Annotated in this window: 34 protein-coding genes, 1 tRNA gene and 2 pseudogenes; 19 read left to right on the top strand and 18 right to left on the bottom strand. The window is 36.9% G+C overall.

From position 1 onward, the window contains the following. Positions 1-28 precede the first annotated feature (28 nt). Positions 29-613 (bottom strand): hypothetical protein, encoded by a 585-nt coding sequence (locus tag E0H79_RS08975; protein ID WP_131261439.1) that lies wholly within the window; start codon positions 611-613, stop codon positions 29-31. A 153-nt stretch (positions 614-766) separates the two neighbouring features. On the opposite strand from E0H79_RS08975, the gene E0H79_RS08970 reads away from it, so the two are divergent. Continuing rightward, positions 767-1,132: a hypothetical protein gene (locus tag E0H79_RS08970; protein ID WP_131261438.1), complete on the top strand. Its 366-nt coding sequence runs from the start codon at positions 767-769 to the stop codon at positions 1,130-1,132. Positions 1,133-1,173: 41 nt separating this feature from the next. Here E0H79_RS08970 and E0H79_RS08965 read toward each other — a convergent pair whose 3' ends face one another. Both E0H79_RS08965 and E0H79_RS08955 read right to left on the bottom strand, forming a co-directional pair. After that, positions 1,174-1,569 carry a hypothetical protein gene (locus tag E0H79_RS08965; RefSeq protein WP_131261437.1) on the bottom strand — a complete coding sequence of 132 codons (396 nt, stop codon included), beginning with the start codon at positions 1,567-1,569 and terminating at the stop codon, positions 1,174-1,176. 429 nt (positions 1,570-1,998) lie between these two features. After that, the gene (locus E0H79_RS08955) at positions 1,999-2,253 is read right to left on the bottom strand and encodes a metal/formaldehyde-sensitive transcriptional repressor (protein WP_131261435.1); all 255 of its coding nucleotides are present in this window, start codon (positions 2,251-2,253) and stop codon (positions 1,999-2,001) included. Between the two features lie 394 nt (positions 2,254-2,647). Here E0H79_RS08955 and E0H79_RS08950 point away from each other — a divergent pair, with 394 nt between their 5' ends. The 4 genes from E0H79_RS08950 to E0H79_RS08935 are packed head-to-tail and all read left to right on the top strand — an operon-like array spanning position 2,648 to position 6,447. Further along, positions 2,648-3,463 (top strand): hypothetical protein, encoded by an 816-nt coding sequence (locus E0H79_RS08950; protein ID WP_131261434.1) that lies wholly within the window; start codon positions 2,648-2,650, stop codon positions 3,461-3,463. Then, complete coding sequence (locus E0H79_RS08945) at positions 3,460-3,957, top strand: PIN domain-containing protein (RefSeq protein ID WP_096902559.1); 498 nt, start codon at positions 3,460-3,462, stop codon at positions 3,955-3,957. The genes E0H79_RS08950 and E0H79_RS08945 overlap by 4 nt, the downstream gene beginning before the upstream one ends. A gap of 37 nt (positions 3,958-3,994) precedes the next feature. Then, entirely contained in the window at positions 3,995-5,410 is a 1,416-nt protein-coding gene (locus tag E0H79_RS08940; RefSeq protein WP_096902558.1) for a DUF3696 domain-containing protein, read from the top strand. Positions 5,411-5,421: 11 nt separating this feature from the next. Further along, positions 5,422-6,447 carry a hypothetical protein gene (locus tag E0H79_RS08935; RefSeq protein WP_131261433.1) on the top strand — a complete coding sequence of 342 codons (1,026 nt, stop codon included), beginning with the start codon at positions 5,422-5,424 and terminating at the stop codon, positions 6,445-6,447. Between the two features lie 399 nt (positions 6,448-6,846). On the opposite strand, the pseudogene E0H79_RS15585 reads toward E0H79_RS08935, so the two are convergent. Then, positions 6,847-6,978, bottom strand: a pseudogene (locus E0H79_RS15585) (Arc family DNA-binding protein); the annotation flags it as partial. 151 nt (positions 6,979-7,129) lie between these two features. Here E0H79_RS15585 and E0H79_RS08925 point away from each other — a divergent pair. Beyond that, positions 7,130-7,984 carry an ORF6N domain-containing protein gene (locus E0H79_RS08925; protein ID WP_131261431.1) on the top strand — a complete coding sequence of 285 codons (855 nt, stop codon included), beginning with the start codon at positions 7,130-7,132 and terminating at the stop codon, positions 7,982-7,984. 393 nt (positions 7,985-8,377) lie between these two features. Continuing rightward, a pseudogene (locus E0H79_RS08920) lies at positions 8,378-8,506 on the top strand (uracil-DNA glycosylase family protein); the annotation flags it as partial. Positions 8,507-8,642: 136 nt separating this feature from the next. Here E0H79_RS08920 and E0H79_RS08915 read toward each other — a convergent pair. The 14 genes from E0H79_RS08915 to E0H79_RS08855 form a co-directional block, all read right to left on the bottom strand. Then, the gene (locus E0H79_RS08915) at positions 8,643-9,773 is read right to left on the bottom strand and encodes a phage integrase Arm DNA-binding domain-containing protein (RefSeq protein ID WP_131261449.1); all 1,131 of its coding nucleotides are present in this window, start codon (positions 9,771-9,773) and stop codon (positions 8,643-8,645) included. 2 nt (positions 9,774-9,775) lie between these two features. After that, on the bottom strand, positions 9,776-9,982 hold the full coding sequence (locus tag E0H79_RS08910) for a hypothetical protein (protein WP_131261429.1): 207 nt from the start codon (positions 9,980-9,982) through the stop codon (positions 9,776-9,778). Positions 9,983-9,988: 6 nt separating this feature from the next. Further along, complete coding sequence (locus E0H79_RS08905) at positions 9,989-10,234, bottom strand: hypothetical protein (RefSeq protein WP_131261428.1); 246 nt, start codon at positions 10,232-10,234, stop codon at positions 9,989-9,991. 6 nt (positions 10,235-10,240) lie between these two features. Next, complete coding sequence (locus E0H79_RS08900; RefSeq protein ID WP_131261427.1) at positions 10,241-10,504, bottom strand: hypothetical protein; 264 nt, start codon at positions 10,502-10,504, stop codon at positions 10,241-10,243. 34 nt (positions 10,505-10,538) lie between these two features. Then, the gene (locus E0H79_RS15290; protein WP_165492531.1) at positions 10,539-10,691 is read right to left on the bottom strand and encodes a hypothetical protein; all 153 of its coding nucleotides are present in this window, start codon (positions 10,689-10,691) and stop codon (positions 10,539-10,541) included. Next, positions 10,684-10,890: a hypothetical protein gene (locus E0H79_RS08895; protein ID WP_131261426.1), complete on the bottom strand. Its 207-nt coding sequence runs from the start codon at positions 10,888-10,890 to the stop codon at positions 10,684-10,686. Before E0H79_RS08895 ends, E0H79_RS15290 begins: the two co-directional genes overlap by 8 nt. Next, the gene (locus tag E0H79_RS08890; RefSeq protein WP_131261425.1) at positions 10,890-11,117 is read right to left on the bottom strand and encodes a hypothetical protein; all 228 of its coding nucleotides are present in this window, start codon (positions 11,115-11,117) and stop codon (positions 10,890-10,892) included. The genes E0H79_RS08895 and E0H79_RS08890 overlap by 1 nt, the downstream gene beginning before the upstream one ends. A gap of 54 nt (positions 11,118-11,171) precedes the next feature. After that, complete coding sequence (locus E0H79_RS08885) at positions 11,172-12,671, bottom strand: recombinase RecT (protein ID WP_213072760.1); 1,500 nt, start codon at positions 12,669-12,671, stop codon at positions 11,172-11,174. A 26-nt stretch (positions 12,672-12,697) separates the two neighbouring features. Further along, positions 12,698-13,516, bottom strand: a complete 819-nt coding sequence (locus E0H79_RS08880) for a PD-(D/E)XK nuclease family protein (protein ID WP_131261424.1) — start codon at positions 13,514-13,516, stop codon at positions 12,698-12,700. After that, positions 13,513-13,737 carry a hypothetical protein gene (locus E0H79_RS08875; protein ID WP_004973600.1) on the bottom strand — a complete coding sequence of 75 codons (225 nt, stop codon included), beginning with the start codon at positions 13,735-13,737 and terminating at the stop codon, positions 13,513-13,515. Before E0H79_RS08875 ends, E0H79_RS08880 begins: the two co-directional genes overlap by 4 nt. Positions 13,738-13,954: 217 nt before the next feature. Then, the gene (locus E0H79_RS08870) at positions 13,955-15,154 is read right to left on the bottom strand and encodes a hypothetical protein (RefSeq protein ID WP_131261423.1); all 1,200 of its coding nucleotides are present in this window, start codon (positions 15,152-15,154) and stop codon (positions 13,955-13,957) included. Between the two features lie 2 nt (positions 15,155-15,156). Further along, on the bottom strand, positions 15,157-16,203 hold the full coding sequence (locus E0H79_RS08865; protein WP_131261422.1) for a nucleoid-associated protein: 1,047 nt from the start codon (positions 16,201-16,203) through the stop codon (positions 15,157-15,159). Positions 16,204-16,305: 102 nt separating this feature from the next. Then, the gene (locus tag E0H79_RS08860; protein ID WP_131261421.1) at positions 16,306-16,521 is read right to left on the bottom strand and encodes a hypothetical protein; all 216 of its coding nucleotides are present in this window, start codon (positions 16,519-16,521) and stop codon (positions 16,306-16,308) included. A 14-nt stretch (positions 16,522-16,535) separates the two neighbouring features. Continuing rightward, the gene (locus E0H79_RS08855) at positions 16,536-17,228 is read right to left on the bottom strand and encodes a LexA family transcriptional regulator (RefSeq protein ID WP_131261420.1); all 693 of its coding nucleotides are present in this window, start codon (positions 17,226-17,228) and stop codon (positions 16,536-16,538) included. Between the two features lie 129 nt (positions 17,229-17,357). On the opposite strand from E0H79_RS08855, the gene E0H79_RS08850 reads away from it, so the two are divergent. The 12 genes from E0H79_RS08850 (at position 17,358) to E0H79_RS15425 (ending at position 23,346) form a co-directional block, all read left to right on the top strand. Continuing rightward, on the top strand, positions 17,358-17,579 hold the full coding sequence (locus tag E0H79_RS08850) for an XRE family transcriptional regulator (RefSeq protein ID WP_131261419.1): 222 nt from the start codon (positions 17,358-17,360) through the stop codon (positions 17,577-17,579). 51 nt (positions 17,580-17,630) lie between these two features. Then, on the top strand, positions 17,631-18,089 hold the full coding sequence (locus tag E0H79_RS08845) for a phage regulatory CII family protein (RefSeq protein ID WP_131261418.1): 459 nt from the start codon (positions 17,631-17,633) through the stop codon (positions 18,087-18,089). Next, positions 18,064-19,053: a replication protein gene (locus tag E0H79_RS08840; protein WP_228258783.1), complete on the top strand. Its 990-nt coding sequence runs from the start codon at positions 18,064-18,066 to the stop codon at positions 19,051-19,053. The genes E0H79_RS08845 and E0H79_RS08840 overlap by 26 nt, the downstream gene beginning before the upstream one ends. Continuing rightward, positions 19,050-19,799 (top strand): ATP-binding protein, encoded by a 750-nt coding sequence (locus tag E0H79_RS08835; RefSeq protein ID WP_131261417.1) that lies wholly within the window; start codon positions 19,050-19,052, stop codon positions 19,797-19,799. The genes E0H79_RS08840 and E0H79_RS08835 overlap by 4 nt, the downstream gene beginning before the upstream one ends. Then, positions 19,796-20,080: a hypothetical protein gene (locus E0H79_RS08830; protein WP_228258782.1), complete on the top strand. Its 285-nt coding sequence runs from the start codon at positions 19,796-19,798 to the stop codon at positions 20,078-20,080. The genes E0H79_RS08835 and E0H79_RS08830 overlap by 4 nt, the downstream gene beginning before the upstream one ends. Then, positions 20,077-20,304 (top strand): hypothetical protein, encoded by a 228-nt coding sequence (locus E0H79_RS08825; RefSeq protein WP_131261416.1) that lies wholly within the window; start codon positions 20,077-20,079, stop codon positions 20,302-20,304. Before E0H79_RS08830 ends, E0H79_RS08825 begins: the two co-directional genes overlap by 4 nt. After that, the gene (locus tag E0H79_RS08820) at positions 20,297-20,599 is read left to right on the top strand and encodes a hypothetical protein (protein ID WP_131261415.1); all 303 of its coding nucleotides are present in this window, start codon (positions 20,297-20,299) and stop codon (positions 20,597-20,599) included. The genes E0H79_RS08825 and E0H79_RS08820 overlap by 8 nt, the downstream gene beginning before the upstream one ends. After that, a complete protein-coding gene (locus E0H79_RS08815) occupies positions 20,592-20,993 on the top strand; it encodes a DUF559 domain-containing protein (RefSeq protein ID WP_131261414.1) in 402 nt (133 codons plus the stop codon). Before E0H79_RS08820 ends, E0H79_RS08815 begins: the two co-directional genes overlap by 8 nt. Next, positions 20,993-21,547: a hypothetical protein gene (locus tag E0H79_RS08810; protein ID WP_131261413.1), complete on the top strand. Its 555-nt coding sequence runs from the start codon at positions 20,993-20,995 to the stop codon at positions 21,545-21,547. Before E0H79_RS08815 ends, E0H79_RS08810 begins: the two co-directional genes overlap by 1 nt. Before the next feature lie 203 nt (positions 21,548-21,750). Further along, a complete protein-coding gene (locus E0H79_RS15285; RefSeq protein ID WP_165492530.1) occupies positions 21,751-21,891 on the top strand; it encodes a hypothetical protein in 141 nt (46 codons plus the stop codon). A 407-nt stretch (positions 21,892-22,298) separates the two neighbouring features. Beyond that, positions 22,299-22,375 (top strand) — tRNA-Arg (locus tag E0H79_RS08805). 296 nt (positions 22,376-22,671) lie between these two features. Beyond that, entirely contained in the window at positions 22,672-23,346 is a 675-nt protein-coding gene (locus tag E0H79_RS15425) for a DUF6988 family protein (RefSeq protein ID WP_171458222.1), read from the top strand. Positions 23,347-23,791 lie beyond the last annotated feature (445 nt).

The raw sequence follows: 23,791 nt of genomic DNA, 5'->3' as shown, positions 1-23,791 counted from the left end.
GGGCTTTTGCTTAACTTTACTTTGTTTATTAATAGCTTGGAGCGGATATCCAAGTTTTATTAGATATTACTTCAGAGCAAGGAGATGAGTTTGCTACAGGCGATTGACTTAACTTAATTAAAGTCGCTGCTTGTAACTCCATTTCTTTTGCTTTTTCCAAAGACAGGCTCGAATAAGCCAAAGCTACAGAGGCACAATTTGCCCACGTGTGAACATTGTTACTGTCTGATTCCGCAAGTTTAAAATATTTATCAGCAAGAGCTTTCATCTGATTACCTTTATCCTCACTTGAGGCTTTGGCTGATGCAGATTGTAATGTGAGAACCGTTGTTGAGTTTGGAACACCTGGCTTGTATGCCTCTATAGTTTTGTCATCCACAACACGCATACCATAAGTAATGTTGTTGGTTGGATTTGTGAAAATATAATTTCCACTCGTATCTTTTAGATAAGTGGATGTTTTATTAGGCTCAACAATTGTGAGACTATTTTCTGCGAATTTAACATTGATAGAGTAGTAGCCATTTTGAATAGCGTACACCCCATCTGTAGCCGCAAATGTACACATGGATATAACTGAAAGCGCTATTATCCCCAGAATATTTTTTTTCATTTTTAAGTCCCTTTATAGCAACACTTTTACTAAATTAATCGAAGCGTCATCCAAAAGACATCCTAATATTGGGAGTATCCCTATTTAAATAGTCATGCTATATATGAAATTTTAAGCAGCATTTCAGAGTTAATTTTTTAAGGGGAATTAAAGATGAAGACTTTAAAATTATTTGCAGCTATAACTATGTGTTTTTCAATTTTTGGATCCACGCAAGTAATAGCTGATGACTCTCCTAATACAGCACTTGCGGTTTGTTGGGAGACCAATTCAGGTAAATATCAATGTGATGGACCAACACAAAGACTATCAACCTCCTATACGACATTATCAGAAGCCTTGAGCTTATCTGGTTGTTCTACTGGAAGAGCGGTACAAACCAATTATCTGACACATGCAAGAACTGGCCGTCAGTATGCAACAGTTTACACCTGCAACTACACACTGAAACCAGGTAACACTGCCTCATATACTACCAACAGAGATGTGCGTGGTTGGTGGGATGGTATTATTTATTAATTTCTTTCTATTAAAAAAGCCCGCTGATTGCGGGCTTCTTTTTAACATTTTACAAGTTTTGTGCTAGCTAATGGCAATATGTACAATCCATTGCGCTCTTTGAAAAGCGTTACATTCATCAATACTGGTTTTTGTTGCTGATCACCATCTTCATCGTAATATGGCGCATACCATCCTGCAGTTGGTAGAGCTTTGTTGTGCATCCAGTCATCTTCTATAAAAATAGGTTTAAATGTAAAGCTTGATTCCGCATAACTCCCCTCAATAAGCTTTGGAGTAACATTTACAAGGAGCATAAAGCCCCCGTTAGGCTCTTTAGTTTTGCATGTGCGGACGCTATCACCCCAGAGTCCAATATACTCATTTGGAATTGAATTAATTTCTTTTGCCGATGCCCAAGTAGAAAAGAAAAATAAAGCCAAGATAATGAATTTCATAATGTCTATTTATGTGATTAATGATCGCGTGAGAGTATACACCTTGTGGCTTGAATTATTGGAAATCTATAGTAATTCTAGAAGGAATGAATCGTACCAGGTTTGTCGGAGAGTCAATATTCTGAGAGACTATCCCGATGATAAGACCAAGTATCTCTTGGATCATGGCTACAAACCTGCAGATATTGATCGAATGAACCGCATGAAACATAACTCAAATCTACCCAAATAGATAAAGAATTACTTGGGGAAAATGATGTTTAAATTATTGTTGTCTATATTTGGACTAAACGGTGCTGTAGAAATAGGTTGTGAGATAGGTGAGGAGCAGATCGTAGCAAAACAAAATAAAGAATAAAAAATGCCCCCGCTAATGCGGGCTGTTCTTTATAAACTTACTCTTATTATTAGTTTGACCAAATGAGTTTTTTATAAGTACCTTTTACAAAGAGTTAAAAACTCTTCCAACTTTTCAGGGTCAGATTCTTCCGTATTTGCGAATACACGCTCTTTCAGATAGCTCTCAATCAAATGGCGCATAAGCCCATTTACTGCGCCGTCAACCGCTGCAACCTGTTGTAAAATTTCAGTACAAGTAGCATCACTATCCGCTAGGCGACTTTGAATCGCATTAATTTGCCCCTCAATTCTTCTCACTCTGGTTAAAGTGCTTTTAGATCTCATTTCAATTTATAAACTTAAGTCTTATCAAACCAACTTTTAAGATATATAAAAATATCTAAAAGAAATATTGAAATTTGTTCAATTTGTGTTGAGAAGTTTTAAATACACATAAAATACAAAGCTTTACACCAACCCATAAAGGTTAACTAAACCCACTTAAATTTACTAAACGGTTAATTTTTAATTTTTTTTACAAAAAAGTTGAGTTCTTTTTACTACTTAAAAATGAATAGGGACTGCGTTAGTTGACAAATCTCAGATTTAGCAATAAAAGTTGGTTGACAAATCATAGATTTAGCCATAAAAGATGTATTTATTAAATTTAGTAAGTTTACTTTATAAAACTAAAGATATTGAACATACTATGAGCAGTAGCATTTTAAGATGATCTGAAATGTCAAAAGTGGATAAAAAAGGGAAGCCAACCCAGCAAAGTTTAGATCTTTTAGATCCAGCTGTTCAGCAAGAACAAGCTGGCGATCTTGATTTTGTTTTGAAAATCCATGATGGACATTTACATGATTTAGAAATTTCCAGTGTAGTTAACTTACTATCAGCCTTAGGTCAAATTGTTGGTGTTAAACAATCGAGCTTTAATACAATTAAAGAAGGTTCAACGACCATCGCCATAACAGTTCCTGAAGACCTTAAATCTGTCGCAATTTTAAATGTAACTAAAGACACCACAGCAAAACGCAAACAGATTTCCCGTATCCAAAAAGAGTTGGGTAAGTATGGTTTTAGTCATGCTGAAATTTCTTATGGCACATTAAGAGAAGATGAGGTTTATAAACCTAAAGAAATTTTATATGTCGTTCCTGAAGTCGAAACTGAAGATGTTTTCACCCAAGAAGAATCTTTAGATGGCCGTCTAACCCGTCTGCAAAAAGGAAAAGATAAGTCAGACCACATTACGATTATTTTGAATAATGGTGAAGAGGTACCAGCGCAGTGTTCTAAAAAGTTATTAGAAGAACTACATCCATTTTTTAATACTGATCAAAGCTTAAGATTTGAAGGAAAAGCCACATACTTAACGAAATCAAATTCTTATCAATTAATATTGAAAAAATATGTTATTCACAAATTTCATGTTATTGAAGACATGACATTAGATGAATGGATTGATGACTTTAGATCAAAAGGTGCATCAAATTGGTCGAAACATAACGATCCAATTGGTGAATGGCTGAAGGAGCGTCAAGATTGATTATCTTAGATACGAATGCCTTAATTACTTTATTAATGACAAATAAGAATGAGGCTGAATTTAAAAATCTAAATACATTCCTTAAGCAAAATGAAAAATTATCTATTGCATTGCCCATGCCTGTAATTTCTGAGTTTATCGCTGGCGATGACAATGAAGCCCGTTCTTTAAGCTTATTAAAGCCTAATTCAAAATTTAAAAATTTAGACTTTGATGCAAAGGCAGCTTTAATCGCTGCGAAAATTTATCGTGATTATCGCCAGCTACCACAGAACCAAAAGTCTCAAGAACCACGGCAAAAAGTTAAAGTTGATATACAGATTATTGGAATTGCATTAGCTAATAATGCAACTATTCTTGTATCGCATGATAATGGGGTTAGGAATATAGTGAATGAGCTGGATCTAAATTTGAGTGTTTTTGATTATATGAATAATCATTACTTTGAGCAAATGGCGAGTTTGATTGTAGCTGAAAGTCAAAAAGTTCAATAAAGTTAAAATTTTATAAATAATCTCAGGTTAATTTTTTATGTTTGAAAAGCTTTCTATTAAGAATTTTAAAAGTATTTCTGACTGGCAGGAATTAAAATTAGCGCCAATAACTTTGATTTATGGCCCAAATTCATCTGGAAAGTCTACTATAATCCAATCATTGCTATTGTTGCAACAGACAATGTTAAAACCAAATAAGAATGGTGGCTTGGTTACAAATGGGTTAAATTTAAAATTGGGAAACTTCCCTGTCATTGTTAATAAACATGATTTAAATAAAGATATTGAATTTAATGTGGAGTATTATTATATAGATAATGAGAAAGAATATAATAAATATCATAAAAGATTTGAATTTGTTTATGGATATATCGGTGATTCAGGTGAGCAAGGTTTTTCATTCTTAAAAAATTACAAGTACTTTTCTGAAATGAATTTTAAAAAGAAAAAAATAAATGTAATTAATGAGTTTGTAAATAATTTAGTTTTGAACAATCCATTAAAAATGACTAAAGAAGAATTAAATGAAAGCTCTTTATCGTTTAAATATAGTGATAATAATAATTACTTTTTTGAAGATATTCATAAATTAAAAATAGATAAAGCCATCATTAAAAAAATGATTACGCTTCCAGTATACAAAAGCACATTAAACTACTCTGTTCCATCTTCAACAGAACTGTCTTTTGATTTGCCTCCAATGAGTACTTATAAGATACATCCAGAGCAGTTTTCTATTACACAATTAGTTAATAATGTTGTAACTAAAAATGCGTCGAATTTAAAAGATAAACTGAGTACTATTTCTTATATTGGACCATTACGAAAAAGAATAAAGAAAATTTATATGCTTGAAAATGATAGTGAAATAAGTGTTGGGATTGATGGAAATAATATAGGTTTTTTTCTTTCGTCTCAGGGTGAATTATTATTAGATAAAATAAATGATTATTTTTTTAAATATAAAATCCCATATAAAATACTTATTAAAGAATTAGGAGATGATTTAACAGGCCCTGTAATTTCTATACTACTAGAGGATTTAAGAACAAACACTGTAGTTGGTCCTTCTGATGTGGGGGTTGGGATTAGTCAAATCTTACCAGTCATTGTCGAGGGGATAATTAGAAAAAATTCAACTATTTGTGTAGAACAGCCTGAAATTCATTTACATCCAAAATTACAGGCAGACTTGGCTGAGTTTTTTGTTGATACATGTAAAAATAATCAATGGATTATTGAAACGCATAGTGAAGCCTTAATGCTGCGTCTTCAAAAATTATTACGTATGAAAGATAACAGAATTAAACCTGAAGATATCTCAATTGTTTATGTACATCCAACTTCAAATGGTTCAAAGCTTCATCACATTAGACTTGATGAAGATGGCAGTTTTAGGGATGAATGGCCAGCAGGATTTTTTGATGAACGAATTGATGAAATTTTTGGGTGAGATAAAGTTGCATGTTAGTTCATTTTTCGTTTGATGGAGCTTGTTTTTCATCCAAATTGTTGTGTGATAAATATAATCCAAGTATTCACGAGCAGTTAAATCAATATTGGAAAAAATATGGAGTATTTGTATTTCCAGAAAATTTAGATTTTAAAGAATACTTAAAGACAATAGATCAAAATCACCGGAAAATTTGGACAGCAGTATTAACATCCCCAAATTTTTTTAAAGTAAAGAAACTTACAGAAAATTGGAAGAATCTTAATGAGCTTGCTAATCATGAACCTATGTATAATGGAATAGAGGAATATAGTAAATTTTTTAAAGTACTATTTTCTGATGAAGATCATTTTTATATGTTAACTGAGTTAGGAACTATTTCTAAGCTTCAAGGCAGTTTTGAAATTATAACACCTGGTCAGATTTTGGTTTCACCTTCTTTTAATGAAGTTAAGAATAATTTTGAAAAAAAGACAGTAGTTGGTGATGAGTTAGAAACAATCTGGAAAAATAAATTTAGTGATTTGTGTAAATATTGCACAGATATTACTATAATTGACAGATATTTATTTAAAAGTATTGTCGAAGATAAAATTAAAAATTCATCATCAAGCTTCGAGTATCTCCTAAAAAAGATTTCTAAATATGATGGAAAATATAGAATTATAATCGTATCTTCTATTAATGAGATTAATGAAGATAATATTTTGCTAGATAAAGTCAAAGCTCTAGGAGCCAAAGATGGTGAAGAAGCTTTATTGAATTATATAAATAAATTCTTAACAAGTCCTTTAAAAAAGAATATATCAAGTTTTAAAATTATTGATGTTGAGAATAAGTTTTTTCGAGTAAGTGGACATGATAGATATTTTAGATTTGATAACTCTTACTATAGAATAAGTAAAGGTTTAAACTTTATGCGAGTTGGTGAGCAAATAGAAGATAATAATTTTGATTATTTTACTGGAGAAAAAGTTGTTAAAGATTTAATTTTATCTATTGGTGATTATCATAATTCAGAAAAAATTATCGTTTAATAAGAATTTAAAATAGCCATAACAAGATATTATTTGTTATGGCTATTTATATAACTCATATTCAAAAATTAGCTTTTATCACTTTTTTTAAGTACTGGCATAATGATCTTCTACAACCAACCAACCAAGACTTCTTTTACCGTTATCTACAACATCAATATGATTGTCACCCTTAAAAACTAAAACATCTTTATTGAAAAACTTTAATGAATTCCAAAAAGAAGAGCCACTTAATACTTCAAGAGAAAGGTGAATATCATTTTGTAGGGCAGAGAGTTCTTGTGTGTAGTCTAAATCAAGCGTATTGAGCAACTTTCCATAAACCACACGTTTTTTTCCATTTTTTAAATGAATGATTTTTACATCAGAACTGGCAGGAGCAGAACTCTCATTTCTCAAAAAGCTTTCTTCAAGTCGAGCCACAATATCCGCATTCATTGAGCGATTTAGTTCTTTAGCCGATACTGCAATTTTGTCTTTTAATTCTGGCGGTAAGCGTAAATTATAAGCAACACCTAAATGTTTACCCATGACTTTGTCCTTAAAATTCCTATTGACATAGTACCAAGTGGACATATATATTTTCAATATGTCCACTGGACATATTTTGCAAATAAAAAAACCCCTTGCGACTCTCACATCAAACAAGGGGTTCTATCCAATCTCTTCGCGGAGAAAAGACATGAATAGTCTAGCACAAATCAACGATACACAAGTTTCCATCATCAATTTTAAATCTATTCCAGTTGTCACAACTGCGATGTTAGCTGACTTCTATGGAACAGATGTAAACAACATCCAACAGAACCATTCACGCAATAACGAGCGGTTTATAGATGGTAAGCACTTTTTTAAGCTTGAGGGTGCTGAACTAAAAGCATTCAAGCAACTGACTGACTCAAAGACAGTCAGTCGAAATACAAGAAACCTGATCCTTTGGACAGAACGTGGCGCAGCCCGACATGCCAAAATGCTTGATACCGACCAAGCATGGGACGTATTTGAGCAACTGGAAGATTGCTATTTCCATCGTCAGGAAATTTTAGCCAAAACCCACAAATCAGAGCGTGAACCACTAACCAATGCTGTGAATATGCTCGTGGCTAAAACCAAGCACTTAAATTACTCAGAAGCCTATAAACTTGTGCATCAACGCTTCAATGTAGAGCATATCGAAGATATTCCGTATGAAGCTATACCAGTGGCAGTGGAATACGTGCATCACTTAATAGCGTTATTTTCTCAAGCAGAGAAAAGCCATACTGCTGTTTCAGATCGCTCACGTTCAATGGCACTGCATGCGCTATGGCTCAGTCACTGGTGGACAGAGTTTGGAGACGTGATCCGTAAGATCAGCCCGACAATGGGACATGGCATCCATGACCATTTTAAATTTGCTGCAGAAGATGCACGGCAAATTGTAGGCAGGGAAGTCTACATGCCAATTTATGAGTTGGCGCAAAGACATGATTGGCATAAGGGCGGGATAGGCTACAAAGCACTGTCAGAATGCCGCAGTTTAACTCCTGTCATTTAGTTTTAGCCACCTTTGGGTTAATGCCAGTCAGTTAAGAGAGTGACTGGCATTAATCTTATGGTGCCTTTTTCATTCCAAAGAACAGCGTATTTAGACGATATTTTTAAGTCAGTAGTGACTTACTGTTCGCTATTTTTTTATGAAAAATCACCCATTTTAGTACCAAATTTTCATAATTTTATTTTGTCATAATGGTCAATGCGTTCTATATTTTCCATAATAGTTTTGCAAAAGTTTTGCAGGAATTTTGCAGGCATTAATTAAAAAAGCACTAAATGGAATGGATTGTATCGTTGAAAAAACTGTAATTATGCTAAAATTTAATAAACAATCTTTTGATATTTAGTCAAAATTATTTTTTCAAATCGCATTATAACTTATTGATTTTAAACAATGTCAGAAATAGAAACCCATCCACTCGAACCTTTTTTACCAGCCAATGCCAAGCTGTTAATGTTGGGGAGTTTTCCACCACCTAAAAGCCGTTGGAAAATGGATTTTTATTATCCGAATTATCAAAATGTTAGCTGTGGGTAGTCTGCTAAGTCACTGTATATAAATAACTTTATAGTATATTTTTACTCTAAAAAATGGGCAAAATACACTAAATGGAACATAATGAAAACAATGACTTAGCAATACGTTTTGTGAAAATATTTTATGTCACTTCTGCAAATGGCAGTTTAATTCCAACGTCCACATCATTCCAGATAATTTCATGGCCAGACTCATAGTGTTCTGTCATTTTAACGGAACTATGGCCAGCCAATGCCTGGGCACTTCGACCTGCCTTTTTATGCAGAAAAATAGCTAAAGCACGTATCTCGTGAAAGGTTGGAATTTGTCTGCCTTCTAATTTCGGATAGGCATTTGAAAGTTTAACGATGCGAAGAAATTCCTCTGATAAATACAAAGGCAAGATTTGAGTCCAATGTTCTTTCTTGGCATTTTTAACTTTTCGCTTTGGGACATAGTGAATAACGAATGGGCTAGGGACGTTGTCTGATTTACAACGATCGAGCACTTGCTGTAATTCATCATCAATCTTGATTCGGATATAACCTGAGCCATCCAGTATTTCAAAATCATCCATAGGGTCATCAGTCGTTTTTTGCTGAGCAATATGAATGTAACCATCATGAATATCAGTCCAGCGAATCTTAACAATGTCGGATCTACGCTGAGTCGTTAGCAAAGACAGATCAATTGCGTTTTGCAGCCATAAAGGAGAGTGACTACGAATGATTTGTAATCCTTCAACTGTATGTCTTTTTCTTTGCTTAGGCACATAACGGCTAAGGGTAATTCTTGCAGGATTATCAGGGCAGAGTCCTTTACTGACAGCCACATCAAATATATTGCACAGCAAGCTGCGCACGGATTTACTGTTCGATGGTGTCAAACTATCAAGATATTCATTGACCATTTTCAGGGTAATCGAATCAAGCTCTTTATTCCCCCAAACTTTCCATAATCTGTTCAATTGAACTTGATAGGTATGCCGAGTATTTTCAGATATTGGGCGACCGTCTTTACGTCTTTTTTCAGCTAAATATTGCTCTGAAAAAATCTGAAAATTTACAGTCCTTCCTGCAACTTTGGCAAAAATATCCTCTTCAACAATTAATAAAGCATTCAGCTTTCTGGCTGCCTGAAAAGCTTTATTTCTATCTGTGCCCATTGCATGAAATTTACCAGTTACAGGATGACGGTAACGCCAAGAGTTACCGTTGTCCCGATACAGGTTAGCTGGTATATCTTTATTACCTTTGTGACGTGACCTTGCCATATTCAACCTTGTAAAACTCGATCTACTAAATCATCACCAGTTTGTTTCTGGTAAATATGCCACTGTATATACCAATGTTTGCCTTTCTGTTCAGCAGGGATTAAACCCAATCTACAGTGACGTGCGATTGTTTGGCGAGTTGGTGGAGTTGCTCCTTCGGTACCATAAACGCGCTTAATAAACTCGGACACTTTAATTAAACAGGTCATAGCTTTTTACTCCTGTGCTTTCAAATGTGTTTTCCAATTCCATGCGCCTCCTTCACGGCTGTATTCGGGGATTAAGGTGGGGTTTTCGATTTCCTTGCACTTCTCACAAAGAACCACACCATCCTTGCGAAGCAGCCAAAACTTTTTCACATTTTTTACTGTTTCACTGCGTGTTTCGTATTCGCCAACTTCCATAAAGTCATTACAGCAATCACAGTAAAAGTGCGCTTCATATCGTCCAAGCATTCCCATTACTTTTTACTCCTGTACTGCTTCGATCATCACTTTGTAAGCACTGAAAGGGGTTGCGTGAGTATTCATTACGTGATCATTGGCTGCTCTAAGCATTGCTTCAGTCGGCTCTTTAGGCACAACAACATAATCACCAAGCTGCTCAAGAATTACCTGAACAATTTTTTCACCATCTAAACGAAACGGATCGGCTTTGATACCAGATGCTTCGAGTTGGTCACAAACTGCATTTTCAATCGCTACCACAACTTTTGTGTCATTTAGATTCATGGTTTTGCTCCAAGCAGTAGCGGATCGCATGCTCTTACGATGGGAAAAATTCTTCAATCTCGCCACCATCCTCATGATCTTCATCATGCTTTCCAACTGAGAAATGCATACTTTCACAATGTAGCCAAACATCCTTGCCATTTAGAGTTATGTAATCATCATTAAAAACAACTTCAGCTTTAATCATGGCTTTGCTCCTGTGCTTTAGCTGCTTTCCAGATTTCAAAAGAAAGAGCAACGTAAGTACTTCGATATTTACCCCCTCTCATTTCAAATACAGATGTAAAAGGGCAGTCTGGGTTTTTTAATGCCTCAAGCATTCCTTTATAGAAGCCAGTTTTTGAGAATGCGTGTTCAAACGCCTCTCTTTCTTTCTGCAAATCCATCACGCCTCCAAATGCTCTCTAAACTCTGTGTATAGCTGTGCTGCTGCCTTGTTCAGTCTGCCGTTTGACAGAATAGCGACACCACGCGGAAAGTTTTTATTTACCGTTCTGCAGTAGAACTGTGTTTCACCAGTTGGATGACAAACACCACGGTAGCCAATTTTTACGAGCCAATTCATAAATGCTTCAGACATGATTGGATCAATTTTGGTGATCTTGGTTTTCATAGCTCACTCCTGATATGGCCACATCCATTAATTTATGAATGTGGCCAACCTCAATTAGCCAAATAACTCAGCTTCACGTTGCTGGGCTGCTAGATCTAATCGTTGCTTGCCCTGATCAGACAATTCTTCATAAGCGGGATCGGTATAGACCTCGTTAATATCATCCTGAGTTTTTGCTGCCTGAATTCGCTGAATAGCACCCTCAATCCAAGGTTTGTTCTGAGCAACCATATTCTGCTGATTATCGATAAACTCCTTACGCATTCTGTAGACCTCAAGTAGTTCACCTTGATGGTCTAGTGTGAGTTTGGGTTTATTCTGCGTCATGAGTGCAGCCACATTTTTTAATTCATCCGTGGTTTTGGCATTTTCAATTGATGTCTTTAAACCACCCATGATGGACTTACTTTTAATCGGGTCAATTTGCGCCTTACCCAATTCCTCAATCTTTTGGTGAATCGCATTTACTAGATATGTTTTATGCGGATCGGAAAGGTCTGGATGTCCCTCAATGATTGGAATAATGGTTTGCAGGTCTTTGGCATGTGTAAATCCACTAATTTGTTCTAGATACTCTTTACGCAGTTCCAGAGATGATGGCTTTTTTGCAACATCATTTGATGTTTGATTTTGGCTATCTTCAATTGTTTCAACCATCTCAGCATCGACAGCTTTCGGCTGACGTGTACGCTTTGGCTTTTCTGCTGGCGCTTCTTGCTCGGCTGCAGGTGATTCCTTAACAACGTTTTGTTTGATGCTATCCAATGTTACTGGCTGTGCTGTAACTTCAGGTTCAGGCGTAATGTCGATGATTGAATCAAGTTCTTCTTCATGTGTACGCAGGCCCATCAATAAATCAGGTGCATAGATACGGCCAAAGAATGATGCAGCACGGTAGCGAAGCATTTGTTCAGGCATGGTTTGCCATTTTGAACCGTTCTTTTGGAACCAACCTTCTTTTACAGCCAGCTCCATGGTAATTGGACTAGACTCAAGGCGCTCACCAGTGGCTTTTTCAATAACCCATGCCACACATTTAAGATTTTTCACGCGGGCAACTTTGTTTGATTCAACAGGCTCACGCTTGCGCGTTTCTTTGTTATATTCCCATTCTGTAACTGCATAAGGAATTTCCATTTCTTCATCACCACCTGTGATGTCAAAACGTAATGGGCTATAGCGACCACAGCTGTTAATTGCCGCAATAATAAATTGGCTTGACCAGCTTGGACGGCCATCTACCAAGTACAGGTTTTGCATAATCATCATTGGATCTGCACCTAAACGCTGTGCCATATTCAATGCGATGATGCAGTTTGAAACGCCATTTGGATTTTCTTCAGTTCGGTACAACCATTTCTTGGCGTTTTGATCGAAGCGATCTTTCACCATCAATGTATTTCGGAAAGCTTCAGGAATGATCGTACTGTTCGCCAAGCTTTCAGCCATGTGGTGCATTGCTTGGAAGCCACGATAAGTATTGAAGTTTGCCTCAACATTTTCAGGTTTACGTTGTGTGCGAAGTTGCTCAGTTGTCATTACTTGTGAAGTCATGGGTATATTCCTTATATTGAAATTAATTACTTACGAAATTTGCATGTAGCGAAAGCAGGGCAAAACTTTTCATTGCAAAGCATGGATTTTGAATTGCCATAAAAAGTGCCGTGTTTCAGAATTTTGGCGGCATGGTGAAGTAGTCCAGGTTCTTCTTCAGTACCAAGTAAAACTTCTGCAGGTGATTCAATCTCGCCAATACCTACGTGTTGGCCTTTGTCTGTTTTGGCCGTAGTTAAGCCATATATACGTGCTGGAGCCGTGACGGATTCTTGCAAGGCATGTGCTGCCAGCACGGTATAGATTCCCATCTGTGGCGTATGCCCCGATGTTTTAACAACACCATCACTGCCCACCGAAGTTTTACCAGTCTTGATGTCACCAATACCAAGTTCGCCTTCGTCATTTTCATAGATACGGTCAATGGTTCCTGTTAGCTCAATGCCTAGATCGGCAAGGATTAAGGATTCACAACGGACTTCTACGCCAATAAATTTTTGCGTTGGTGCAATCTGAGTGATGTATTTGTTCACCAGTGCATGACCAATAGATTCAGCACTGTTTTGGTCTAAGTCAGCCCAATCTACTTCCTCATTGGGTTGCCAAATTTGCTGATGCAAAATTTCAGAACATTCTTCTGTAGAAACGGATTCACCAATTAAGTGCATGTGGTCCCACTGGGTCACAGCCTCATGGATTGCAGTGCCTAGTCGTGTACGAGCACCTGCAGGCATACGCTTGTTTAAAAGGTTCTTTGCTTCCCAACGTGCAGGACAGTCAAATAAATCAGACAAAGAACTGGCACGAATCGGAATGATTTTTGTTGGATTTACGGCGATATTCATCGTGTTGCCTCCAAATGTGCCTTGGTTGCATTGATCTGATTTTCGTATTCAGCATCACAAGCCTTTAAACTCATGGCCATAAAACCGAATATGCATGCAGCTAATACTGCAGATGCTGCAGCATCGGAAAGGATTTTTTTAAAGCGAAGTGATAGGCGCTTTTTATTTTGGCGCTGTATCAGCATTGCGACTAACTTGCTATGGGATGTGTTTTGTTTCATACTTATCTCGCTATATGCAGGCCCCGTAGTTGTCCAGACCGTCGGGGCTTTTTGTTGTCCACGAGATAAAATATACCTGTGAGGTAAATAAAAGTAAATACCTGTGTGGTAAAATTATTAAAATATTTTTTTACTTGTATGGTAAAAATTGTTATTTTCTTAGCATAGACAAAAGAAAACCCACCGCTGGGGTGGGTTGATAGGCTTGTGCTAATTATTAAACACTTTGATAGAACAGGACTGACGTATAGGTAGCTAAAGCAACACAAATAATAATTGAAATACTAATATTTGACATGATTCTCCTATACCTTTTATCTACCTCACCTTTTACACTTTGAATTTTAAGCTTTTCATCCTCAAACTTTACTTCTAATGCTTTAAAAACTGTAGTGTATTCTTCCTGCATTTGAGTGACTGTGCTACGTTGCCCCCAAATATTTAAGATCATAATCAATACCATGCAAAGTACAGTCATTAATACAATAAAATTCTTAGTAAAAAGATAGTTACTTGGCTCACCTATCACTTTCATTTGAGCAGTTGCAAACCAAATACCAGCTGGAATAGCAAACATTTTAGTAGCCACTGAATCAAAGGTGTCATTTAACTTTTTAATGTATTCTGTTTTCTTTTCATTATATTCTTTACGTACTTTATCAAAGGTATAATCTTCTACATAACTTTGATAACTATGGTTAATATTCGTGATTAATGGATTCAAATTTCGAATTAAATAACTGAATCGAATTTCTTCAATTTGATCTTTAACAAAAGCTGTCACTTCTTTACACATGAGATGAATAATAGCCTCACGGTGCATGTCAGATTTTATAAATTTTTCTAAGCTTTTTGTATCAATTGAATAATTTAAATCTTCTTCAGAAGCTCTAATTTTAAACTTGTAACTACGGTTATAAAAAATACAATCTCTATCTGCATTCGATTCTTCAGATAAAAACTTTATGAATGAATATAGTTCACCCATGGCAAGGTAATTTTTATATTGAGGATCAGATGACCCTACATCAAAATAACTTTGAGTTTTAGTAAGAAAAATATTCTTGATAGGATTCTTTATATGATGATCATATTTAAGAACAGTATCCCAACAATCACAGATAATGAAATCATGTCCAAAATTAAGGTTTGTTTTATTTAACCTAACTTCAAAAATATATTGTTCATTAAAATGTTTTTCTAAAATTCGATCTAAAACAACACCTGAATTATTTAATCGACCATTAGTTTTGACATTTAAACTTCCATCGGCTAAGGAACGTGAATGTAATACTTTTAGGGCACTAAGTTTGTCTGCATCTAACTGCATCCAACTTACAAATTGGTCATGACTGTCCTCTCTGTCTTGCATAGACAGAAAGATGTCACGATAAATTTGTGCCGGATTCATGGTCATATCTATTCATCTAGATCGTTTTGAGCTGTTGCCGCTCTAAGTTCTGCAACTAAACTATCTGACAGTAATGAACTGTCAATCTTGAGTATATCATCTTCAAATTTAATTTTATCGTTAAGCAAAGCTTTCGCAAAAGTAATTGAAAGATCTTTTTTACTACTACTAAATTTCTTAAAACCCTTTAATTCTGTTTTGCTTATTTGCAATATCCCTGAAAGATTATGCCCATCACTGGCATACTCAAAAAACTCATCGCTATCCGCAGGGAATACATGTTTTGCTACATTTAACAGGACTACATCATCCCCTTTACTTATACATTCGTTAATATACGAATGCGCTAAAGCAAGATATTCATCAGCAGCAGATTGATCAAGTTCTAGTTTCTCAGTGGCAAATGATTCTATGGCAACTTTTAATTTCTTTGTTTCTTCATTTGCAGCTTTTGTATCGACTTCACAACCTATGAATTTCTGAAAATAATCAGTCACTTTTTCCGACTGACCATTTTTAAATCGAATATAACGTTCTGCAAACTCATCACGCCATTCTGTAATATTAATTGTTGCACCCAAATGCAACTTATCTAAATCCAAAATCTCTTTAGCAATAAAATCAAGATCAGGGTTAATATCCGTCGCATTCGACTTATTAATAACTGCAACAGCTAGTTTGGTATGTTCCTCACCTTTAAACTCAAAAAACACAAGAAAACCACCAGTAATACTTTTGTTATGAACAAGAAAATTTTTAAAGTGTTCAGCCATTTTTTTTGTCATTTCAACAAAGTTTAGACAATCATCACCAGAGTAATAACTATCCAACTCCTGTTCAAATGCAGGTTTAAGTGCAGTATCTTCACCTATAGAAAACTGCCCAACCATTAAACTCGTACTAGAAAAAAGCTTCAATAATTGTGCTGACAATTCAGCACTTAATGAACTTAAATCATTCTCTGTGTCTTTAATCTTAGCAACTAATGTTTCTGTACTTTTTTTATCTTCTTTAACGCGTCGAATTTCATGAACAATAATATGTTGAATACTCATAAATCACCTAAAACCTTATAATCGTAAAGCATTTATTTCCCCACCCGATAAATAAGTGCTTCGGGTTCACAGTTAATTTCCCCAAGCCGCATATAGCGGCTTTTATTTCTTTTTTTCTTCAACCATCTTTTGCCCTAACTTTCCCTCATTGCACAGCTGGATTAATTGCTCATTAGTAAGCACAGGGATGAAGTGTAGATCGCCAATTTCTTCTGAAAGAATTTTAACTTCTTCAGGGTTAAGTGTTAGTGACTCGCTATCAGCTGCAGCATTGTTAATACGCTCAATGATTTGATTCATTATTTGTTTTGGGTGCATACCTGTTCTCTTAATTAGTCGCATACAAGTGGAATCTCTAACTTATGTCTACTTGGTGGAATAATCTCTACAACAGGAACAATATTCTCTACTTCAGACATATCAAAGGTGATTCTTTCATTTCCATTTACAGCTAAAACATGAAGAACTCCACCAGAAACACCAATATATTCTTTAATTGTTCTGCGGCCATCTTTTAGTTGCACCTCGACGAATTCTGTAATTTGAGGTTCTGCATCAGGATCACACACAAGGAACCATCCATTTCTTACAACAGGGTACATGGAGTCACCAGTACCTTTGACTGCATAAGCATATTTTCCTGCAGTCAATGACGGCACATAACCATCACCACCATTTCCATCGTATCCCATATCAGAAAAATAACCATCTAATCCCATTTTACTTAACGACTTAACGGGTACCCAACGTCCCGTAAGAGTGTTTGTATGTTTGTTGTTTTCAGCAAGTGATTTATGTTCAATGGATTGATCCAAGTAACCCTTCGGCTTATTAAACGCCTGCTCAATTTTTGCCGCAGTTTCATCACCGATATTTTTTGTTGGGTTTTTACCAATATATTGACTCAATAAGTTATATGACATCCCCACCTTTTCAGCAAAATCAGCCCTACTTAGACCAGACTCACTCATTAAAGCTCTTGTGTTGGTGAGCCTAATTTCATGTATTTGCATCAAGTCAACCATCACGGTGTCCATATTCAATTCACTACCCTTAAATCTACCTATTAGGTAGAAAAAATAAATACCCTGATAGGTTGAATAAATTTTACCTGCAAGGTATATTTATATTTAATTTACCTACTAGGTGTATTTATGGTCACACTCTATCAATACTGGAAAGAACTTACCCCAATTGAGCGTAAGAAATTCTGCTCGGATGTAGGAGCTTCTTATAACTACATGGAATCGCATCTCATCCATGGGCGAAAAAAACCAAGCATGGAAAAAATTCAGGCAATTGTTGATGCAAGCAATGAAAAGCTTACACACAAAGGATTGTTTGAGTTTTTTCTAAACAGGGAATCAGCCGCTTAAATCAATTATCAACCAATTGATTTTATTTAAACACGTTCAAAGGAAGCATAAATGAACATCTTAGATGCGGCATATCACACGGTGCATGACTACCCAGGTGGGGCAAATGCTCTAGCACCTAGACTCGGTATCAAAAGCCCAGCCGTGCTGAACAGCAAAGTGAATCCAAATACGGATACCCATCACATTACGCTTGCTGAAGCTTCAAAACTAATGGGAATCACAAACGATTGCCGTATTTTGCATGCACTTAATGCAGAGCACGGAAAGGTTGCAATTGATTTACCCAAAATTCCCGAATGCCGAGATACAGCACTGACTGAATTGGTGTTGAACATGGGAATCAGTGGCGGTGACATCCAATCGGTTTTTAAAGAAATGATGCTCGATGGTCGTATTACGCGCGGTGAAGCGGTGGATATGTCACGAGTCATAAACAAACTGCACAAGATATTGGCTGAACTGGATGCCAAGGTACACGCTTGTGTTGAAGGCAAAGAAAAAGCCTGATGGTCAAGATCAGGCTTTTGGGATTCTTATTCGAGGTAAATCAAATATGAATGTAAGAGCAAATTTAGCACATGAACCACTCAACCAACAAGGTGAGGTTGTGAATTTTCCCAAAAAAGAGCGAAAAGCCATGTCGAAAAGAGATGATGGGTATTCACCCTTGCCCAATTTCATCTGTGACGAAGGCTATCTGGCTGTATTAAGTGGGGATGCTATTAAGTGCATCGTTCTACTAAATCGCCACATCAAAGGCTTTCACCTAGATCAAAAGTCAATGGGTGAAACCTTGGTGATGAAAATCACTGGAATTAAAGACAAGCGTACTGTCCGTAAATGTATGGCCGAGCTAGCCAAATACCAATTGATCAGCATCACGAAAACACTAGGTAAAAGTAGCTCTTACACACTGACTTTAGGTGATCGTATTTCTGTTGAAGCAGTAGCATCAAATATAACTACATCTAATGCAGTTACATCAAATGTAGTTACATCTCATGTCACTACACCAGTGACATCTCATGTCACCACCACTAGTGACATCAAATGTCACTCTGTAAAAGAAATAGATTTAAAAGAAAATATTAAAGAAAACTTTAAAGAGAGAAACACGCAGCAAAATCCAGTAGATCAGGTATTGAATCTCTGGACACCAGATTTGCATTCTTTGAATTCTTGGTTGCAGCGATCAGGTGAAATGCCAATGACACAAGATCAAGTGAATCAGGTTTTGCTGGAGGTTAATGCGCATTACGAGCAAAAGTTTAAATCTGGGCTGATTACAGAAACTCAGATGTATTCAAATTTTGTGAAATGGATTAAGCGAAAGTTTTCACGCAATACAAATACCCACCAATACAAACAAAGCCAAGTTAGCACTTCACGCAACGTTAACGACGCATGGGGCGATGTAACTCAGTATGCGCCTTGCTCAACTGACGATATCGATTTGGGGGACCTTGTATGAACTCAATTGCAGCTGTATCAGGATTTAATTTCCAAGTGAGTAGTGACATTTGTCCCATCCACAGTGAACTCAAAATCAAAGCAGGGAGTAGTTTAATTTGTGGAACCTGTGCCAAAGAAAATGTGATTCAAAGCAACCTTGAACACCAAAAAGCAGTTGATGCCATGGTGCGTAAGAAACACTTTGAAGGCGCTAGACTCCCAAACCGACATGCCAAAAGCGGTTTCAATGAGTACATCACTCACAACGATGGCCAACGAAATGCCAAAGCGCTTTGCGTGAAATACACCAAGGATTTTATTGCAGGTCGTCCACGTAATTTGATCATGGTTGGTCGTACTGGCACAGGTAAAACGCATCTGTCTTGCGCCGTGGCTCGAAACGCTTTGAACAAGGGAAAATTCGCAAGATACATCACGTCTGAAGACGTGGCTGCAGAAATTGCCAATGCATGGACTAAGCCTGATGACACCGAAGCACAAGCCGTTTATCGATTCACTGAGTATGACTTACTGATTTTAGATGAATACGGTTTGCATGATCGGCACGAGAACAGACTGCAGCTGGTGCACAAAGTGCTGTACGCACGTTATGACGAAGGCAAGCCAACAATGCTCATTTCAAATTATACGTTAGAAGAATTGCGCAAAGATTTAGGTGATCGACTGTGGTCCCGTTTTCAACATGATGGGTTGGATGTTGTGGAATGCAACTGGGCAGATCAGCGGGTAGGGGGTGAGGTGTGAAGCATCCTAAAGATTTTTCAACAATGGATTTTGTTGGATCTAAGGGCGTATCGCAGTTAACACGCGGTATCGCAGTTCTAATTTTTATTAAAAACACCAAAGTTGCATCAGTTGACGTGATTCGAGCGCAGGTATTACCAGGTATGTCAAAAAGATCAGTACAGCGATATTTAACAAACTTGGAAGGCATTGGGTTAGTGCGTCGCATTGGCTATGTAAACACTGGGTATCGATATTACTTATCAGGTATGGCCAAGGAATTATTTGAGGTGAAGGCATGAATTTAACAATCGAGCAAATGCGGAAAATTGTGGATGGGGCGCCTGCAATAGCAAACTTCTACATACCAGGTAATGGCTACACGCGAATGGGGAGTGTTTTGCTTGATGACGCAATAAGTCTTAATGACCTCCGCGCCGCTCTAGCTGACCACGACCGAACCGACTATGTGAGTGATATTCGGAATCATATTAGCCCCACTACGAAGGTGATTGAGCATGAATGATTTTGAGAAATACTGGGAAGAGAGTGCCTCTAAAGAATCATGGGCCAACAAGGCTGTGGCTTGGAATATTTGGAAAGAAAAACAAGCCATCATCGACAACTTAAAAGCCCAGCTCAACAACATGGAGGCTTGTTATATCGAGAAGAAGAAGCAGGTTGAATCATGCGTTGCCTTGGTGGGGGAATGGCGAGAAACACATATAGGCGGTTGGTCAGACTATGCGAGAGGTAGTCTGCACTCACGCCAAGACTGTGCTGATGATTTAGAAAAAGCTCTGCGAGGTGACAGTGACTAGCATCTCGCTTGCTGAATACAGAAAACTTTATGGCGGTGGTCGTAAGACTGCCACCAAACGTAAAAACAAAGTCAAAGGCGTAAAGGTGGAAAGTGTAGGTGAGGCAGCACTGATCCAACAGCTTAAAACTTTAAAAATTGAATTTGAGCAGGAGTTTCAATTTCACACAACAAGAAAATGGCGGGCAGATTTTCATATCAAGAATACGAAGCTGCTGATTGAAGTTGAAGGGGGTATCTGGTCAGGTGGCAGGCATACACGGGGCAAGGGGTACATAGGGGACATGGAAAAATACAACGCAGCAACAATGATGGGTTATCAGGTTTTACGGTTCAGTACAGAGCAAGTGACAAGCGGATTTGCGATTAAACAGATTGAAGGGTTGGTGAAGTGATGAGTGCAGCAGTAACAGACAAGTTTGAGCAATTTGAATGGTTGACCAAGGGTATTACAGCGAAGTCACCAAACTTTGAACCAAATGTGCGTGGCACTGGAGAGCAACCATTGAATTACGAAGATCGTTTAGGTGCGATTGCAGCTATGGAAACACAGCTAGCGAAGTCAGTAACTGCGTTAATTATATTTGAGGGCAAGTGCGAAAGTGATTATGAATATGTGCGAGGGCATCTTGTAAATATCATGCTTAAAAACGCCGTAACGGATAAAAAGCGCGAGCCTGAGCACATCACAATGAATCACTTGGCGTATTTAATTGCACGTATGGTCATAGACTTTGCATTGGATCCTCAGCTTGAGGCTAATTTCACAGCACAGGGGCGTTTGTATTATGCGGGTATTAATTGCCACCAGATGACGGTAGATAATTATCGGATGACATGGAAAACCTATGAAAGACTTATGGTTATGGCTATTGAATCTGCAATTGATGAGGCATCAAAGGCAATTGAAAAGTATAAAAAAAATACTTACAAAGAATTGAGAGCATAAGTATTTCGTTATTCCGAAAACTAGGGTATAGTTTTTATAAGATGGTCATATTATGGCTATCTAGCTTAATTTGTGTGAAAGCAAATGACGATCAGGAAAGACTGATAATTACCGTAAAGCTCATCGAAAGGTGGGCTTTTTTTATTGTTTTTTATGTATTTAAATATAATAATGGGGTATATCATTAAAATAAGAGTAATCAAATGAAAAATAAAAGAGTGGTGATTTTAGGTGTAGTGTTATTGGTGCTTGTGTTTTTATTGGGCTTTTATGTGCATAGCGCCTCTAAAGACAAACTCACAGAATTAGAGGAGCTTTCTAAAGAAAATAGCATGTTCAGATAACCTAAGATTTTGTTTATATTTAAATTTATTCTTATTTTTTGATATATTTTGCCAATGAGTATTGTTCTATTAATCTTCAATATAGCGAGCAGAAACTAGCTGTAGTTTCTGAATGACCTTCCAAGGTCCTTAGTTTATAGTCCACACTACACCCAGTGTGGGCTTTTTTTATGGCGGTTCCCTTATTCGTAGTGGTTTAAATTGAATGCCGCCAATTAAAAGGGTCTACATGATTTGTAGGTCCTTTTTATTTAGAATTCTAAAGGCGTTGTCGGCGCCTTTAAAAACAGCCGAGCCGTGGCGTTGATTCCAAGTCACCACATCATAGGTGGATAACGGTTAGACAGGGTTTTAATCGAAGGGCCCTCATGGCAGTAACCCGATGGCTTGTCGAAAACGGGTATTTTGCGCCATTAGCTCAATTGGATAGAGCATTGCACTTCTATTGCATTGGTTGCAGGTTCGAGTCCTGCATGGCGTGCCATATTCCGATGAACGGCATATAATTTGGTTAAATAGTGTCATACACTCTAGTTAGAACTTTCCTGTAGTTCTTAGTTTTATCCCGCATTTCCCCAAATGCGGGTTTTTTTATGCATGGAGAAAAGCATGCTCCAGTTTTTGATGTGCTTGTTTGGATTCCATGGTGCGACTGAGATCGACTACACAATTGATGATGAAGAAATCAAAGTGTGTCGGGATTGTGGGGAAGAGATCTAGTAAATGCAATTAGTATAGATATGAAATATCATTGAATAATTATAATGGACAAATTGTTTTATGGATTCCACAAAAGTTTTTCAGCTCTCTACTCAAATGGTTGAAGAGCTTAAGAAGGAAATAATCAATAGTACAGTGATTGATGGTGGGTTGCGTTTAGAGCTAGTTGAACAATGTATTTACATTTCATTTGATCATGGTTTGGGCGTAACTGGTCTTTTGGCGATTGGCTTGCCTACACAAGCTATGGTGTTATTTAGAGCTCAATTTGAAGCAGTTGTAAGAGCATATTGGCTGCTGTTTATAGCTTCTAATCATCAAGTGTCAAAACTGAATTTCAGTTACACATTTGATGAACAGTTTACGAGTGATACCTGTCCAATGATAGGTGAAATGCTGGAAAAGCTAAGTAATGCTGATTTACCTGCAAAACCAGTAATTGATCAGCTGTGTGATTTTAAAAAGTATCATCTAAAGCAGCTTAATTCGCTAGTACATACTGGGAAACAGTCTTTTACTCGTGATGTTATGGGTTATGACCCTAGTATGATTCTAAATTTAATGCGCCAATCAAATAATTTAGTTACTGTTGCCGCTCAAATTATGCTTAAACATACAATTCCAGATAAACCAAAGTTCATTCATTATTTGATCGAAAAATATAGACCGTGTTTCTATTTAGATGAAGATGTGGATCCTTCCGTGAAGGCAAGGGTTGAAGGCTATTTTAAGTAAAATTTTACAAAACTTATAGGATGTCCTGTTGTACATATTAAACCCTCGCCACTTCGGTGGCATTTTTGCCGAACGTATTACGGCACATAAGACCCCTCGCATTCTAGATGTTGAGGGGTTTTTCTTTTCTTATTGGTGGTGGGCATGGGTTATATCGTAATAGGTGTGGTGTCGTTCTTATTTGGATACGGGTTGTGCTTTAAGTGGTTTAAAAAAGACATTGTTGAAGGTAAGCCAATCGCGTTTAACGAAGGCATATACGTAGCATCTAAAAAAGAAGTTTGAACCATGACAGACAAAGTACAGGCGAAAAAAGACTTAGAATTTTGCAGTGCTGAACTGTCTAAGTATCAGAATCTAAGTAGATCAGGATTGACGCGAGCAGAGATGCTAGCGATTGACGGCATCATGCGCCGCTTGAAAGATCGTATTAGAAACTTACGGA

It is taken from the genome of Acinetobacter sp. ANC 5045, assembly GCF_004331005.1.
Classification (GTDB): Bacteria; Pseudomonadota; Gammaproteobacteria; order Pseudomonadales; family Moraxellaceae; genus Acinetobacter; species Acinetobacter towneri.
This window is presented reverse-complemented; position numbering and strand designations above follow the sequence as displayed.

What these genes read in the sequence shown, in the direction of transcription:
- E0H79_RS08975 (WP_131261439.1), bottom strand. Translation starts at nt 613, where the DNA reads ATGAAAAAAAATATTCTGGGGATAATAGCGCTTTCAGTTATATCCATG.
- E0H79_RS08970 (WP_131261438.1), top strand. Translation starts at nt 767, where the DNA reads ATGAAGACTTTAAAATTATTTGCAGCTATAACTATGTGTTTTTCAATT.
- E0H79_RS08965 (WP_131261437.1), bottom strand. Translation starts at nt 1,569, where the DNA reads ATGAAATTCATTATCTTGGCTTTATTTTTCTTTTCTACTTGGGCATCG.
- E0H79_RS08955 (WP_131261435.1), bottom strand. Translation starts at nt 2,253, where the DNA reads ATGAGATCTAAAAGCACTTTAACCAGAGTGAGAAGAATTGAGGGGCAA.
- E0H79_RS08950 (WP_131261434.1), top strand. Translation starts at nt 2,648, where the DNA reads ATGTCAAAAGTGGATAAAAAAGGGAAGCCAACCCAGCAAAGTTTAGAT.
- E0H79_RS08940 (WP_096902558.1), top strand. Translation starts at nt 3,995, where the DNA reads ATGTTTGAAAAGCTTTCTATTAAGAATTTTAAAAGTATTTCTGACTGG.
- E0H79_RS08935 (WP_131261433.1), top strand. Translation starts at nt 5,422, where the DNA reads ATGTTAGTTCATTTTTCGTTTGATGGAGCTTGTTTTTCATCCAAATTG.
- E0H79_RS08925 (WP_131261431.1), top strand. Translation starts at nt 7,130, where the DNA reads ATGAATAGTCTAGCACAAATCAACGATACACAAGTTTCCATCATCAAT.
- E0H79_RS08915 (WP_131261449.1), bottom strand. Translation starts at nt 9,773, where the DNA reads ATGGCAAGGTCACGTCACAAAGGTAATAAAGATATACCAGCTAACCTG.
- E0H79_RS08910 (WP_131261429.1), bottom strand. Translation starts at nt 9,982, where the DNA reads ATGACCTGTTTAATTAAAGTGTCCGAGTTTATTAAGCGCGTTTATGGT.
- E0H79_RS08905 (WP_131261428.1), bottom strand. Translation starts at nt 10,234, where the DNA reads ATGGGAATGCTTGGACGATATGAAGCGCACTTTTACTGTGATTGCTGT.
- E0H79_RS08900 (WP_131261427.1), bottom strand. Translation starts at nt 10,504, where the DNA reads ATGAATCTAAATGACACAAAAGTTGTGGTAGCGATTGAAAATGCAGTT.
- E0H79_RS15290 (WP_165492531.1), bottom strand. Translation starts at nt 10,691, where the DNA reads ATGATTAAAGCTGAAGTTGTTTTTAATGATGATTACATAACTCTAAAT.
- E0H79_RS08895 (WP_131261426.1), bottom strand. Translation starts at nt 10,890, where the DNA reads ATGGATTTGCAGAAAGAAAGAGAGGCGTTTGAACACGCATTCTCAAAA.
- E0H79_RS08890 (WP_131261425.1), bottom strand. Translation starts at nt 11,117, where the DNA reads ATGAAAACCAAGATCACCAAAATTGATCCAATCATGTCTGAAGCATTT.
- E0H79_RS08885 (WP_213072760.1), bottom strand. Translation starts at nt 12,671, where the DNA reads ATGACTTCACAAGTAATGACAACTGAGCAACTTCGCACACAACGTAAA.
- E0H79_RS08880 (WP_131261424.1), bottom strand. Translation starts at nt 13,516, where the DNA reads ATGAATATCGCCGTAAATCCAACAAAAATCATTCCGATTCGTGCCAGT.
- E0H79_RS08875 (WP_004973600.1), bottom strand. Translation starts at nt 13,737, where the DNA reads ATGAAACAAAACACATCCCATAGCAAGTTAGTCGCAATGCTGATACAG.
- E0H79_RS08870 (WP_131261423.1), bottom strand. Translation starts at nt 15,154, where the DNA reads ATGACCATGAATCCGGCACAAATTTATCGTGACATCTTTCTGTCTATG.
- E0H79_RS08865 (WP_131261422.1), bottom strand. Translation starts at nt 16,203, where the DNA reads ATGAGTATTCAACATATTATTGTTCATGAAATTCGACGCGTTAAAGAA.
- E0H79_RS08860 (WP_131261421.1), bottom strand. Translation starts at nt 16,521, where the DNA reads ATGCACCCAAAACAAATAATGAATCAAATCATTGAGCGTATTAACAAT.
- E0H79_RS08855 (WP_131261420.1), bottom strand. Translation starts at nt 17,228, where the DNA reads ATGGTTGACTTGATGCAAATACATGAAATTAGGCTCACCAACACAAGA.
- E0H79_RS08850 (WP_131261419.1), top strand. Translation starts at nt 17,358, where the DNA reads ATGGTCACACTCTATCAATACTGGAAAGAACTTACCCCAATTGAGCGT.
- E0H79_RS08845 (WP_131261418.1), top strand. Translation starts at nt 17,631, where the DNA reads ATGAACATCTTAGATGCGGCATATCACACGGTGCATGACTACCCAGGT.
- E0H79_RS08835 (WP_131261417.1), top strand. Translation starts at nt 19,050, where the DNA reads ATGAACTCAATTGCAGCTGTATCAGGATTTAATTTCCAAGTGAGTAGT.
- E0H79_RS08825 (WP_131261416.1), top strand. Translation starts at nt 20,077, where the DNA reads ATGAATTTAACAATCGAGCAAATGCGGAAAATTGTGGATGGGGCGCCT.
- E0H79_RS08820 (WP_131261415.1), top strand. Translation starts at nt 20,297, where the DNA reads ATGAATGATTTTGAGAAATACTGGGAAGAGAGTGCCTCTAAAGAATCA.
- E0H79_RS08810 (WP_131261413.1), top strand. Translation starts at nt 20,993, where the DNA reads ATGAGTGCAGCAGTAACAGACAAGTTTGAGCAATTTGAATGGTTGACC.
- E0H79_RS15285 (WP_165492530.1), top strand. Translation starts at nt 21,751, where the DNA reads ATGAAAAATAAAAGAGTGGTGATTTTAGGTGTAGTGTTATTGGTGCTT.
- E0H79_RS15425 (WP_171458222.1), top strand. Translation starts at nt 22,672, where the DNA reads ATGGATTCCACAAAAGTTTTTCAGCTCTCTACTCAAATGGTTGAAGAG.